Origin of the sequence: Roseiflexus sp. RS-1 (assembly GCF_000016665.1) — a bacterium.
Taxonomy (GTDB): domain Bacteria; phylum Chloroflexota; class Chloroflexia; order Chloroflexales; family Roseiflexaceae; genus Roseiflexus.
This window is the reverse complement of sequence record NC_009523.1, coordinates 4,857,847-4,871,292: the sequence shown is the minus strand read 5'-3', so window position 1 is coordinate 4,871,292 and position 13,446 is coordinate 4,857,847. Positions and strand designations below refer to the sequence as shown.

General features: G+C 62.8%; 12 protein-coding genes. 5 read left to right on the top strand and 7 right to left on the bottom strand.

What is annotated here, in order from left to right; all coding sequences use genetic code 11:
* Window positions 1-8: 8 nt before the first annotated feature.
* Together ROSERS_RS20035 and ROSERS_RS26985 are read right to left on the bottom strand one after the other, a co-directional pair.
* Entirely contained in the window at window positions 9-599 is a 591-nt protein-coding gene (locus ROSERS_RS20035; protein ID WP_011958582.1) for a M48 family metallopeptidase, read from the bottom strand.
* 10 nt (window positions 600-609) lie between these two features.
* On the bottom strand, window positions 610-2,655 hold the full coding sequence (locus ROSERS_RS26985) for an MFS transporter (RefSeq protein WP_232282686.1): 2,046 nt from the start codon (window positions 2,653-2,655) through the stop codon (window positions 610-612).
* A 17-nt stretch (window positions 2,656-2,672) separates the two neighbouring features.
* On the opposite strand from ROSERS_RS26985, the gene ROSERS_RS20025 reads away from it, so the two are divergent.
* Entirely contained in the window at window positions 2,673-3,029 is a 357-nt protein-coding gene (locus ROSERS_RS20025; protein WP_011958580.1) for a hypothetical protein, read from the top strand.
* 13 nt (window positions 3,030-3,042) lie between these two features.
* Here ROSERS_RS20025 and ROSERS_RS20020 read toward each other — a convergent pair whose 3' ends face one another.
* Window positions 3,043-4,437: a bifunctional enoyl-CoA hydratase/phosphate acetyltransferase gene (locus ROSERS_RS20020; protein ID WP_011958579.1), complete on the bottom strand. Its 1,395-nt coding sequence runs from the start codon at window positions 4,435-4,437 to the stop codon at window positions 3,043-3,045.
* Between the two features lie 170 nt (window positions 4,438-4,607).
* Between ROSERS_RS20020 and ROSERS_RS20015 the strand changes: the two genes are divergently transcribed.
* Entirely contained in the window at window positions 4,608-6,134 is a 1,527-nt protein-coding gene (locus ROSERS_RS20015) for a hypothetical protein (RefSeq protein WP_011958578.1), read from the top strand.
* A gap of 546 nt (window positions 6,135-6,680) precedes the next feature.
* Here the strand turns inward: ROSERS_RS20015 and ROSERS_RS20010 are convergent.
* The 3 genes from ROSERS_RS20010 to ROSERS_RS20000 all read right to left on the bottom strand — a co-directional run bounded on the left by ROSERS_RS20010 (window position 6,681) and on the right by ROSERS_RS20000 (window position 9,622).
* Window positions 6,681-7,403, bottom strand: coding sequence for a nucleotidyltransferase family protein (locus ROSERS_RS20010; RefSeq protein ID WP_011958577.1), 723 nt, complete (start codon window positions 7,401-7,403; stop codon window positions 6,681-6,683).
* A 133-nt stretch (window positions 7,404-7,536) separates the two neighbouring features.
* On the bottom strand, window positions 7,537-8,565 hold the full coding sequence (locus tag ROSERS_RS20005) for a dipeptidase (RefSeq protein WP_011958576.1): 1,029 nt from the start codon (window positions 8,563-8,565) through the stop codon (window positions 7,537-7,539).
* Between the two features lie 94 nt (window positions 8,566-8,659).
* Window positions 8,660-9,622: an IS110-like element ISRfsp2 family transposase gene (locus ROSERS_RS20000; protein ID WP_011958575.1), complete on the bottom strand. Its 963-nt coding sequence runs from the start codon at window positions 9,620-9,622 to the stop codon at window positions 8,660-8,662.
* Window positions 9,623-9,899: 277 nt separating this feature from the next.
* Between ROSERS_RS20000 and ROSERS_RS19995 the strand changes: the two genes are divergently transcribed.
* The 3 genes from ROSERS_RS19995 (at window position 9,900) to ROSERS_RS19985 (ending at window position 12,022) form a co-directional block, all read left to right on the top strand.
* Window positions 9,900-10,208, top strand: a complete 309-nt coding sequence (locus tag ROSERS_RS19995; RefSeq protein ID WP_041334161.1) for a putative signal transducing protein — start codon at window positions 9,900-9,902, stop codon at window positions 10,206-10,208.
* 649 nt (window positions 10,209-10,857) lie between these two features.
* On the top strand, window positions 10,858-11,133 hold the full coding sequence (locus ROSERS_RS26980) for a helix-turn-helix domain-containing protein (protein ID WP_041334159.1): 276 nt from the start codon (window positions 10,858-10,860) through the stop codon (window positions 11,131-11,133).
* Window positions 11,057-12,022 carry an IS630 family transposase gene (locus tag ROSERS_RS19985; protein WP_332249101.1) on the top strand — a complete coding sequence of 322 codons (966 nt, stop codon included), beginning with the start codon at window positions 11,057-11,059 and terminating at the stop codon, window positions 12,020-12,022. The genes ROSERS_RS26980 and ROSERS_RS19985 overlap by 77 nt, the downstream gene beginning before the upstream one ends.
* 102 nt (window positions 12,023-12,124) lie before the next feature.
* Here the strand turns inward: ROSERS_RS19985 and ROSERS_RS19980 are convergent, their stop codons facing one another.
* Window positions 12,125-12,928 (bottom strand): hypothetical protein, encoded by an 804-nt coding sequence (locus ROSERS_RS19980; RefSeq protein WP_157041167.1) that lies wholly within the window; start codon window positions 12,926-12,928, stop codon window positions 12,125-12,127.
* Window positions 12,929-13,446: the final 518 nt, after the last annotated feature.

Sequence of the window (13,446 nt, the reverse complement as noted above, 5' to 3'; positions counted from 1 at the left end):
AGGCGCGGTCACACGTCACCGACCTCGTCGTGCACCTGCGCCAGCAGCGCGCGTTCCACCGGCGGCATACCGTCCCACGAACGCGCCATCCAGGCGACTGCGGCGAGAAACGCCTGCGCGCGATCAGTATCAGGGCAGACGCTGCGGAGGAGACGCCAGAATGCTGGCGAATGGTTGGGATGGAAGGCATGCGCGATTTCGTGGGCGGCAACCGCTTCGAGCACCCAGCGCGGCATGCGCAGGAGCGTCGCGTTCAAGCGCACTGTGCCGGTAGCGGCGCTGTAACTCCCCCAGCGCGCTTCGGTGAGGGTAAACGTTGCGTGCTCGATGACCGGCGGGTTGGGAAAGCGCGCGGCAACCTGGCGTACCAGCGCCAGCGCATCTTCTTCGTTGTTGATCTGCCGCTTATGAACGCGCTGAATCAGGCGGCGCGCGAGTTCGATGATTGCCCGATCAAGCGCCGTATCGTCGACTGCGTGCGGTGCGCTGATGTGCAGCGTTGTATCACGGAGACGGGCATTGATGTTCTTGACCGCTTTGCGTTCGATAAGCACTGTCAGCGTTGTCCCTGCGATGGTGATCTGGCGCCGATCTGCCATTGTGATCTCCTCATGCAGTTTGCACCGCGCGTGGACGCTCGGAAGTGACGCCAACGCCTAACCATACAAAAAGGATCGCGCCAGCAAGACGGAATGCAGCTCCGGTGAGCAGCGCCGGCGTGTATCCGAACAGGTCTGCCAGGAGAGTGCCGACCAGTGGCGCCACCAGCGTTGCGATGTAGGTCGTCAACTGGTACAGCGCGATATATGCCGCTGTGCGCTCAGGCGGCGCGGTGGAAAGTGAAATATCGAACAACACCAGGTTTAACCCCGCGCCGAAGATGCCCGCCAGCGCCGCGTAGAACACCAGCGGTTCGACTCGCGGCGTCAGCGCAGTCAACAGCGGATACAGCACCAGTCCGAACACACAGATTCGGAGCGCCAGCACGTTCCCCTTGCGGCGGGTGAGCGCCGTCCAGATAAAATAGGCGACCAGCAACACGCCGTTGTTGGTCGTATTGATCAAGCCGATCCAGAAATCGGAGGCGTTGAGCTGGCGCACCCAGTAGAGCGGAAAGAGCGGCAGCGCCATCATCATGCCCAGGTTGAACACGAATGCACTGATGACAAACCGGCTGAACGGCGATGGTTCACGCAACACTGCCAGCATATCGCTGAGATACGCGCCTAACGATTGCTGGACAACATCACGTTGGGGCGGCGGATTGTCCGGAATCGTCAATCGTCGGGAGAAAAAGAAACTCAGCGCCCCGCCGACAAACGATGCGATAAAGACGATCTGGTAGTTGAGCGGGAATGGGACGTTGTCGAGAAACGCGCCGATCGCAGCGACAGTGATCGCCGTAGTTGCGCCAAGCACCGACCAGCGGCGACTCATCAGATACTGACGTCGGCGGGGTCCTGCAACCGCGCCCATAACCACGGTGAAAGTAATATTGACAATCGTCTGCGGGATCGTGACCAGCGCCCAGATGACAATGACAGCATACACCGTGATCTGCTGGCTGACGAAGAAGGGAATCAACCCCATCAAAACGAACGATCCCTGCACCATTGCGCGGGGCCACGAGTACCAGGGCGCCATGTTGCGCTGGCGTTCAAGGAACCGCCCGGCAGGAATGGCGAGGAGCATGCCGGTCAGCGCGGGGAGTGCGGTGAGCAGTCCGACCAGGAACGGAGATGCGCCCAGGCGGGTCAGGAAGACGCTGAGGAAGGTTGAAACGCCGGTGACGATGCCGACCCCCAGGCCATCGATCAGGACGCTCCGTTCATTCTGCTTCTGGATGTCTGCTGGCTGAGCATGTCCGGTGCGCCAGCGGGACAGCGTGGGCATGTCTGATGCGCCTCCAGATCGAGGGGCGAATGAGAGTGGTATTATATCATTATTGAGGCGAGCGGGGCGCGTAGGGGCGCCGCAGCGCTGCGCCCGTACCGGCAGCGGCGAGCGGGGCGAGTAGGGGTGCGTAGGGGCGCCGCAGCGCTGCGCCCGTAGCGGCGGCAGCGGCGGGAGGGCGCGATAGGGGCGCAGCAGCGCTGCGCCCGTACCGGCAGCGGCGGCAGCGGGAGAGGCGCGGAGGTGCGCAGCAGCGCTGCGCCCGTAGCGGCGGCGGCGGCGGGAGGGGCGCGGAGGGGCGCAGCAGCGCTGCGCCCGTACCGGCAGCGGTGGCAGCGGGAGGGGCGCGTAGGGGTGCAGCAGCGCTGCGCCCGTAGCGGCGGCGGCGGCGGGAGGGGCGCGGAGGGGCGCAGCAGCGCTGCGCCCGTAGCGGCGGCAGCGGCGGGAGGGCGCGATAGGGGCGCAGCAGCGCTGCGCCCGTACCGGCAGCGGCGGCGGCGGGAGGGGCGCGTAGGGGCGCAGCAGCGCTGCGCCCGTAGCGGCGGCAGCGGCGGGAGGGGCGCGGAGGGGCGCGTAGGGGCGCCGCAGCGCTGCGCCCGTAGCGGCGGCAGCGGCGGGAGGGCGCGATAGGGGCGCAGCAGCGCTGCGCCCGTACCGGCAGCGGTGGCAGCGGGAGGGGCGCGTAGGGGTGCAGCAGCGCTGCGCCCGTACCGGCAGCGGGGGGAATGGCGGCGGCAGGCGGTTGCCGCCGAAGAAAAACATTGGAAAGGGTGAAGCGTATGTTCATGCATCGGGTAACGCGCGGCTATATGGTGTTGATCGCTGGCCTGATAGCGTTCTTTGGTCGTCGATTGCTGGCAGGGGACGCGCTGTGGTCTCCGGGGATGCTGGATGCTGAGATTCTGAGCGAAACAGAGATGTGGATTGTCATCTCGACGGCGTTGCTGATCGGTCCGGCGGTGGCGCTTGGGCGTCTGCGCGCCATGCTGATCGCGCTTCCCTTCTCTCTGCCGCCGGTGATGCTGTACCTGACGTTCTATCCGCTGCTGATCGTCTTTCTGCTGCTGGCGATGGTTCCCTGGCTCGTGCATGCTGCGTTGAGCGCATGGATGCCCGAACAGCGGCGGGAAACGTGAGTCGCGCATTCCCTCAGTCGTGTTTACCGGCAGAGCGTGCGACCAGCACTGCCATGGCGCATGCAGCCAGGACGCTCTGCGGGTTGCCGCTGGGTTCGGGCAGCGCCACCGGTACACGCCCGCCAACCACAATGCCAGCCGACTGTGCGTTCGCCAGACGGTCGAGTTGCTGCACCAGCATTGTTCCTGCTTCCAGGTCTGGCGCAACGAGAATGTCGGCCTGCCCGGCGACCGGTGAGGTCAGTTTCGCCTGACGCACCGCTTCGGGCGAGACGGCGTTCTCGAAGGTCAGCGGACCATCCACCAGACCGCCGACGATCTGCCCGCGGTCGACCATTTTGCACAGCGCGGCTGCATCGAGCGTTGAGCGCAATCTGGGGTTGATCGTTTCCACCGCTGCGAGAATGGCGACTTTTGGCTGTTCCACGCCGAGCGCCAGCGCCAGGTCTATGGCGTTCTGCACGATTGCCCGCTTTTCTTCGAGGGTCGGGTCGGTATTCATACCTGCGTCGGTGATGAACAGCAGACGCGGATAATTGGGCACGTCCATAGCATAGACGTGGCTCAATCGTCGATGATCGACGATGCCGGTTTCGTGAGCGACCAGTTCGTGCAACAGCCCGTAATAGCGCACTCCAGGATCGACGATTGCCTCAACTTTGCCGGTGCGCGCCATGGCGACAGCGCGTGCGGCTGCGGTGCGTCCATCGCTGGTTGGTTCAAGATGGAAGGCGTCGAGGTTGATATCCAGCGTTTCTGCAACACGACGCAGCGGCATCTCCGGACCAATGATGATCGGGTCGATCAGGTTTGCCTGAGTTGCCTCAACGATGCCGTGGAACGCAATCGGCTCCGAGGGAAACACAACCGCCGCCCGCACCGGTCCGAGCGATGATGCGCGTTTGATAATCGCTTCGTAGTTCGCCCCTGGTTTGTGCAGCAGCACCTCTGGCAGGCTGACACGCTGACGCTTGACTTTCTCGGTTGGCGCGAGCACTTCAGCGTTACCGCTGATCACAACTTCGCCGTGCTGGTTGATGCACTGGCAGTCGAGGGTCACGCGGCGTTTCTCCGGGTCTTTTGCCGTTACGGTCACTGCCACTGTGATTGTGTCGCCGATGGTCACCGGACGACGGAAGCGCAAGGTCTGGCTCAGGTAGATCGTGCCTGGACCGGGGAGCATCGTGCCGAGAACCGTCGAAATCAGGGCGCCGCCCCACATGCCGTGGGCGATGATCTTGTGGAAGATGTCGCTGCGCGCGTATTCCTCGTCCAGATGTGCCGGATTGACGTCGCCCGACATAACCGCGAACAGTTCGATATCGGCTTTGGTCAGGGTGCGCGTCAGCGACGCCCGATCGCCAATCTTGATTTCGTCGAAGGTGCGATTTTCGATGTATTCCGTCATTGCACAGCCTCCCTTCCGCATGTTCAGCATACGTGTGAGAGTTACAGCAGGCATCCCCGGCATGTACGACAGTGGATGCTGAATCCGGGAATGCTACAAAATTGTTGCCAGATCGTATCGATTTTGTGTGTATTTCCCATCGTATTCCGGTTATAATATGGGCGAAAAGCATGACATCGTGCATTGTGTTCATGGATCGTTTGCGCCGTTTCTTTCTGATACTCATCCTGATGTATGCTGTCATGCCGGTGATGTCGGCAGGTGCGCAGCAGGAGCCCTCTCCACCAGGCGCTGGCGACAATGCCGACGTAGGAGAGACCTCTTCGGTAGCGCCGGTTGATGCCTCCGATCAGGCAATGACTGTCGATACGCAGTCGTCAACATACCTTGCTTTTCTCCCGTTCATCAGCATACCGACGCCACCCAGCCCTTTTGGTTTCGATGTGCGCACCTATGCGCCGGATAGCGTCATGCCGCTGGTGGCGGAAGCCAGTCCACGCTGGTCGCGCGCAGGTGATGTGCTGTGGGCGCTGGTGGAGCCGGTGCGTGGCGGCGGGTATCGCTGGGAGGCAATTGCTGATGTCGAGCGCAATGTGCGGCGCCTGCGCGCAAGGGGGATCGAGCCAACGCTGGTCGTTCAGTGGTCGCCCTCGTGGGCGCAGAGCATCCCCGGCAAATTGTGCAGTGCGCCGCGTCCAGACGCCATCCCTGAATTTGCGGCATTCATGCGGGCGGCCGCTCAGCGATTCTCCAGCGGCGATCTGCGTGTGGATCACTGGGAGATCTGGAACGAACCTGATTTTCGTCCAGACGAGGTGGTCGGCAATGAGGGGTTTGGCTGCTGGGCGACGTATAACGCTCCGTACTACGGCGGCGACTACTACGGTCAGGTGCTGCGTGCGGTCTATCCTGCGGTCAAGGCGGGCAATCCAAATGCGCAGGTGTGGGGCGGGGCGTTGATGCATCGCTGGCCCGATGACACGCACACGCTCGGATTCGTGCGTGGTATGCTGGCGGCCGGTGCGGCACAGTCATTCGATGCGCTCAGTTTCCACGCCTATGGCGAGTGGGGCGCCGGTGATCGTCTCCTGTTCAAGTACTGGCGCCTGCGACGCCTGCTCGATGAGCATGGGCTGCGTGCAAAACCGATGGTGGCGACCGAAATTGCTGCGACCTGCCCTGCTCCATCGCAGTGCCCGCCGGATTTTCTCCGCCGCCAGGCAAACTACGCGGCGCGGATCTATGCACAGGCGCTGGCGCTCAACCTGCTGGGGGCGTTCTGGTATCCGATTTCGTTCCGCGGCGAAGGCTTTCTGCAGAGCCACCTGGTTGATGAAACCGACAATGGATTGGTGCCGCGCCCATCGTTCTATGCCTTCCGCAATTCGGCGCGTTTGCTCGCCGGGGCGCGCTACATCGGTTCGCCGCCGGTTGAACCGCCTCCCGATCAGATCAGGAGTGTTCAGGTGCTGACGTTCGAGAAGGGGCGCAACCGGTTGTACGTTCTCTGGGTGCCGCGCGCCGACTTCCCGGTACTCTACAATCTCCAGGTTCCACCGGGTGCAACGGCTATCTGCACTGACCAGTTAAACCTGACACGACCGGCGACATACTACTGCTCCGATGACAATCGCGATGGTTTCATTCCGCGTGCTGTGAATGAGTTGCCGCAGTATGTCGAAGTGGTGATGCCATAGGCGCAGCGGAGGAGGCGGTTTCGCCCCTCATCCCCCCAACCCCCTTCTTCCGCGAAGGGAGAAGGGGGGTCGGGTGTCCTGATGCCTGAAACGGGAGTAGGTCATAGCGCTGTGTGCGGGCGGGACGCCCGCGCACCCAGGCGGTGCGTACCTTTGTGCTGCTGCGTGCGGGTGGGACGCCCGCGCACCCAGGCGGTGCGTACCTTTGTGCTACTGCATGCGGGCGGGGCGCTCGCGCACCCAGGCAGTGCGTACCTTTGTGCTACTGCATGCGGGCGGGACGCCCGCGCACCCAGGCAGTGCGCTCTCAAGTGTAGAGTGTTTGGGAGAGATGAGCGATGTTCTGCATTCCCGTGCGCTGTTGCTCCTCATCCCCCCAACCCCCTTCTCCCACAGGGGGAGAAGGGGGAGTGTGGGCGTTCTGATGCCTGAAATGGGAGATGGCACGCAGGGGCTTGCCAAAAAATCCATCCCTGTGAGCAGGTAGTGCGGGGTCGCGTACCGTTCCAGTGTGCCAGGAACGTTCTATGAACGACCATCCCGCACTCAAGGCAAACCTTCAACCCCGGACTGTCTCCTGCTCCAATCCTGCTGCGCCTGCGCGTATGCCGCCGGTGTGCCGATATCGAGCAGGTAGCCGCGCAGCGGGCGACCATACACCGGCGCGCCAGCGCGCAGCATGGCAGGAATAATGTCGTGCCCGAAGTCGCTGAATCCGGGCGGCGTCCAGTCTACAACTTCGGGTTCGCAGACGTAGACGCCAGCATTTGCCGTATCGCCGCCATCCCACACGACCGGTTTTTCGACGAAGCGCACCACACGACCGGTGGCGTCAACTTCGATCATCCCCTGGGATTGGGGATGGTCGGTACGTTTGAGCGCCAGGGTCATGAGGGCGCGACGCTGTCGGTGAAACCGGATCAGATCGTCGAGGTCGATGTCGAGCAGCAGGTCGCCGTAGATCACGAGAAAGGGTTGGTCGAAAAAACCGGGGAAATTGTGCAGTGCGCCAGCTGTGCCGCGCAACTCTGTTTCTACGGCGTAGTGGAGCCGCATGCCAAAGCGAGAGCCGTCTCCCAGCCCTTCGCGCACAACATCCGGCAGATGGTGGAGATTCAGCGCCACGTCGGTAACACCGTAGCGCCGCAACCATTCCAGCGTCCAGGCAAGGAGCGGTCTCCCGGCAATTGGCGCCATCGGCTTGGGGCAGGTATCGGTGAGCGGGCGGAGGCGTGTGCCGGCGCCTGCCGCCAGGATCAACGCTTTCATCAACGTTCGTTCTCCATTGCGCAGCCTGTTGCCCGGCGGTTTGCCCCTTCCTGCTGCGGGTTCTCATTCGGCGGGCTTCACGCCGTGCATCCGTCATCGCCATTATGTGCCCCCCTGATGACATCTCGATGAATCACCTGCGCCATGTTTTTTTCAAAACACGCACCCAGTTTTCGTGCGCCAGTTTGCGCAGCGATGCTTCATCGAACCCGTGACGGCGCAATGTCTCCAGCAGGCGTGGCAGTCCGGCGACGTCTCCCAACTCGTGCGGCATCAGCGCGCCGTCGAAATCCGAGCCGAAACCGACCCGATCAATTCCCAACCGTTCGACCAGGTAGATGACGTGCTCTGCTACAGCATCCAGCGGCGTCGCAGCATCGCGCCTGCCATCGCGACGAAGAAAGCCGACGTGGAAATTGACGCCGACCATCCCGTCCGACTCGCGGATCGCGTCGAGCTGGCGGTCGGTCAGGTTGCGCGGCGAGGGACAGAGGGCATATGCGTTCGAGTGGGTTGCGACCAGCGGTGCGCTGCTCAGGCGCGCCACATCCCAGAAGCCGGCTTCGTTCAGATGCGACAGATCGATCATGATGCCGAGGCGGTTGCATATTCGCACCAGTTCGTGTCCGGCTTCGGTCAGACCAGGACCAATATCGGGATCGTGCGGGAAACGAAACGGTACGCCCCATCCGAATGCGTTCGGGCGACTCCAGACGATCCCCAGGGAGCGGAGACCAGCCCGGTAGAGCACTTCGAGTGTGTGAAACTCAGGATCGATCGCGTCGGCGCCCTCGAAATGCAGGATCGCGCTCAGCGTATTGGTTCGGATGCCGTGCTCGATGTCATCAACCGTGCGTGCGACCCGCACCTGACCAGCGGATTGCGCTTCGATCCGGAAGAGCAGGGCGGTCATTGCCAGCGCTGTTTCGAGCGCATAGGCGAACGGTAATCGCTCAGGAAGGTCGTCGTCGTTCGCTGGCTGTTCACCTGGCGCAGGAGGAACAAAGACCGCGAAGAAGCCGCCAGCAAAACCGCCAGCGCGGGCGCGCGCCAGGTCGATGTGCCCCTGGGACGACTCAAAGAACGAATCATTGTGTTTCGATGCGAAGAGACGCAGAAGGGTATCGTTATGACCGTCGAAGATCGGAATGTGAAGGTTCACAAAAGCTCGCTTTCTTGTGCGTATGCGTTCAGCAGGTGCGAATGTGAGTCTCCTGCAAAAAAGTCATGTCACCGCAGAGTAACTGTGTTGCTTGTCAAGGGGCGCTCGTATGCACAGCCGGATCCCAGGGCTTTTGCTGACGCAATATTGCGCCGAGAATAGTCAGCAGCTTGCGCATCGCAGCGACGATGGCGACCTTGCGCGGCTTGCCAGCTTGACACAGGCGCTGATCGAAGGCGCGCCTGACCAGACGGCGCCGCGTGGCCGCCAGGGTCGCCATGTACAACACGCTGCGCCCATCCCTCCTGCCGCCGGAGATATGCCGGGGTTTGTGCTGTGCGCCGCTCTGATTGGCATACGGCGCAACGCCCACAAAGGCCGCCGCTTCCTTGCGATTGATGGTCCCCAGTTCGGGCAGGCGGAGCAGCAGGTTCAGTGCGGTGATCGCGCCGATGCCGGGCACGCTTTCGAGCAGCTCCCGTTTCCGGCGCACCTCGTCGGTGCGCTCCGCCTCGTTGTCGCGTTCCTGCTCAAGCGCACGGATCTCCTGATCCAGCCAATCAATATGCTGCTGGATGCCCGGGCGGAGGTTCGGCGCGGCAGCCGTCAACCGATTGATCTCAGCCGTCCGCATCTGAATCACCTGCTCCCGCCGGACCAGCAGGTCGCGCAAGGATGCGCGCTGCTCGTCCGTCGCTTGGTGGTGCGGCGGGCGCACCCGTTCGGCAAAGCGGGCGAGCAACCGGGCATCCAGGCGGTCGGTCTTCGCCTGGCGTCCTTCCGCGTGCGCCAGGGCGCGCACGCGGCGTGGCTGCACCCGCGCCGTCGGCACGCCAGCCTGGAGCAGTTGGGCGAACACCATGCGCTCCAGCCCGCCGGTCGCCTCCAGCACAATCAGGGTCGGCTGCAGGCGCTGGAGTCGCGTGACCAGGAGCTGGACACCTTCGTCGGTAGACGGTATCGTCTCGCGTGGCGCGTGCGGGTCGGCGCCAAACGCCACATCCAGCGTCTGTTTGGAGACATCAATGCCGATAAAGAGCGACTCACGGGAAGCCATACACAGAACCTCCTGAGGAAAACGGCGCCAGCCTTGCTAGCATATGCGGGTTTGAGGGCCCAGATAACTGTTCGGCTTGGTCGCGTTGAAGGACACGGCTACCCAACACTCCGCGGCGATCTCGTGAACCTGGCGCAGAACGGTATACCGTGTCCCGTTAGATTATACTAGGCGCAGTGGACGCAGAGAGCGATTGATGGAAACCTCTGCGCTCTTTGCGTCTCGACGGTGCGTTTTTGCAGTGGGGTCATTTCATGTTTATTGTACAATACCGAATATGAGTGATTATGTGTTACGCTGGTTGCTAGTTATAAAGCGGGAGACGACCGCAGAGCGCAGTGGCGGCGATGGCGATGGCGTCGGTCCGGTGTGTATCGCCGAGGTCGAAGGATTGATCCGCGCGCAGATTATCCGCTCCTACCTGGAGGATGCCGGTATTCCGGCGCACCTTGCGGGTGAAGCGGTCGCTGGCGTCTATGGTCTGATCCAGGGACCGCTCAGTATGGTGAAGGTGTATGTTCTGGCGGCGCTGGCAACCGATGCGCGCGAACTGCTGGCGGATCTCGATTTCGACGATGAGCGTTAATCGCAAGCAGATGCTGGCGAGCGAACCATCATGCCGCGCCTGCCTGCCACACGGAATGCGCTGACGGACATTGAGAGTTTATAGCAGTTCTCAGATACATTGACCCCTGGTCGGGTCTGCCGTGTCGCGCGAGGCGCCCGTTTCCGGCAGAGCGTAGACCGAAATTCATTTCGGTCACCGTGTTGGTAGCACGATACTGGGAGTGTTCAACCCCGTCCAATTGGTTCAACCTCTATGGGAACTGCTATAAATGTTCAATCTCCATAATTTCGGCGTACTTCTCTCGTAGACCGGAATTTATAGCAGTTCTCAGATACGTTGACCCCTGTCCAGGTCTGCCGTGTCGTGCGAGACGCCCGTTTCCGGCAGAGCGTAGACCGAAATTTATTTCGGTCACCGTGTTTGGTAGCGCGATTCTGGGAGTGTTCAAACCCGTCCAATTGGTTCAACCTCTATGGGAACTGCTATATTTCGGTCATCGCGTGGGGCGCGCTATTCCCAGAAGTATTCAACCCTGTTCATCAGGTTCAATCTTTGTGAGAACTGCTATAATCCGCTAGCCCGCCCGAGCCGTCGGGCTAATGGACTTTGAATAAATATTCCGTTATACTAATATTCATCCGTGTCAAGCCTTTCTCAGGAGGTTGCGATGCCGGCACGCCGGACCCTTCACGTGTCCGTCGAGGAGCGGGAGGCCCTCGAAGACCTGCGCGATCACGCCCCCAAGCCCTATGTGCGCGAACGGGCGGCGGCATTACTGCTCATCGCGTCTGGCGTACCGCCTGCCGTCGTGGCCCGCGAACGCTTGCTGCGTCCGCGCCATCCGGAAACCGTCTATCTCTGGCTGAATCGCTGGGAAGCCGAGGGCATCGATAGCCTCCCCATCCGGGACGGACGCGGGCGCACGCCCGCTTTTTCCCCCTGACCACCATGACCCTGAGACGGCGGCTACTGCGGGAGAGCATCTGGTCCGCCGTGACCCGCGGCAGTGCGGGCTGACCCAGACGCGCTGGACCCTGGACGCCATCCGCAGCCAGTTGGCGTGGGGGCGCGACGCCTCGCTGCGCGGGATCGCCCGTATTCTGGATCGGTTGGGCATCACCTGGCAGCGCGCCCGCAGTCATGTGCATCGCCCTGATCCCCACGATCAGGCCAAACTGCAGGAGATCGCAGACGTGGTGGAGGATGCCCGCGCGCACCCCAACCAGGTGGTGACCGTGTATCTGGATGAAGTCACGGTCACCCGGCAACCGACCCTGGCCAACGGGTATGGGCGGGCGGGCGCCGATCAGGTGCGGGCGGAACGGAGTCTGGCGACCGATTGCGAACTGCGCATCGTGGGCAGTTTGGACGTTGTGACGGGCCAGGTGGTCACCCGGCGGGCGAAGACGATTGGCCTGGCGACGCTGGCGCCGTGCTTCCCGGACCGGCGCGCTGCCTATCCTGAGGCTGAGCGCATCTATGTCATTCTGGATAATTGGCCGGTCCATTTTCATCCGGATGTCCTGGTGGCGCTTGAGCCGCAAACAACCCGCTGGGCGTTTTCCCGTCCTGGCAATTGGCCGGCCACCCCCAGTGTGCGGGCCGTGCGCCGGGCTGGAGATGTCCGCCTGCCCATCCAACTGATGCCGTTGCCGACGTATGCGTCGTGGTGTAACCCGATCGAGAAGCTGTGGCGGTGGATGCGTCAGGAGGTCACCCGCGTGCATCGCTGGGCGACGGATCTCGATCAGTTGCGCAACCACCTGGATGCCTTCTTCGCGTCGTTTGCAACCGGCTCGTCAAAGCTTTTACAGTATGTCGGTCTCGGATAGCGGATTATTTATTCAAAGACCATAAGCCCTCGGCTATGCAAGGCGAAGCCCGCCAGCGCGGGCTATAGCGGAATAATTACTCAAAGACCATAAGACATGCACCTACGATCGGCGCCACAGCGTCAATCCCTGCGCAAAGAGAGCAATCTGCGCCAGCGCAAACCAGAGCGCCAGGATCGCCAGCATTATCCGCGCGATGCCGAACCATACCGGCAGCGCAGCACGCAGCGCCGTCAGATCGGTGCGCAGATCGGTCACCAGCGTCTGGTACTGATCGATCACCCGGCGCGCATCGCGAAAACTGGCGTTGATCCGGGCAATCTGCTCAGCCACCTCTTCAGTATTCGCACCGATGCGGCGCAGGTTCGCGCCGGTGACTGTCAGGCGATCCCGCACGCTGCTGAGCGACGCTGGCAGCGGGCTGAGACTGTCGGAGACCTGCTGAATCGCCTGGTTGAGCGGCACTTCCGGGTTGTAGACATTGCCGAGCAGTCCGGTGCGGCTGATGGCGCCGAGGATGGCATCGGCGACACGCGCTGTTTCGCGCGCCGACTCCAGCGTCTGTCGGGTTGAGCGGATCGTGCGTGGGATGTCTTCGCCGATCAGGATGCCAATCCGATCAATGGTCGGCAGGGTATCGCTGATAGCCTGACCGGAACTGCGAACGGTTGTTTCGATGGCGGTGATGGTTCCTGCGGTGCCGGACAGCGAATCGTCAGCGATGCGAAGCCCGTCTGCCGCAGCACTCAATGCATGGTCGAGATCGGTCAACCGCCGATCCAGCGTCTGTTCGGCGGCGCCCAACGCTGGCAGCCCGACAATCAATCCCGCCAGGCTGAGACCCAATCCGATGATACCGGCGATGATCAGGAGAGCGCCTGCCAGGCGCGACACAAGGCGTCTCATGCGATGCCTGCTTTCTGATGTTCGTTCCCGATCTGCGCTGTTTGCCACGGCGCCAGAGTATTCCACCTGCGCACCCGGTGCGGGCAAGACGCCCGCGCTCCCAGGACGGCAGCGCACCTGCGCACCCGGTGCGGGCAAGACGCCCGCGCCCCCAGGACGGCACTCGATGCACCGCTGCCTGCGGGCGGGACGCCCGCACACCCAGGGTCGCACCGTCTACGTCACGCGGGCGCGACGCCCGCGCACCCAGGACGGCAGCGCACCTGCGCACCCGGTGCGGGCGGGACGCCCGCGCACCCAGGACGGCACTCGATGCACCGCTGCCTGCGGGCGGGACGCCCGCGCACCCAGGACGGCACTCGATGCACCGCTGCCTGCGGGCGGGACGCTCGCACTCCCAGGACGGCACTCGATGCACCGCTGCCTGCGGGTGGGACGCCCGCGCACCCAGGACGGCAGCGCACCTGCGCACCCGGTGCGGGCGGGACGCTCGCACTCCCAGGACGGTACTCGATGCA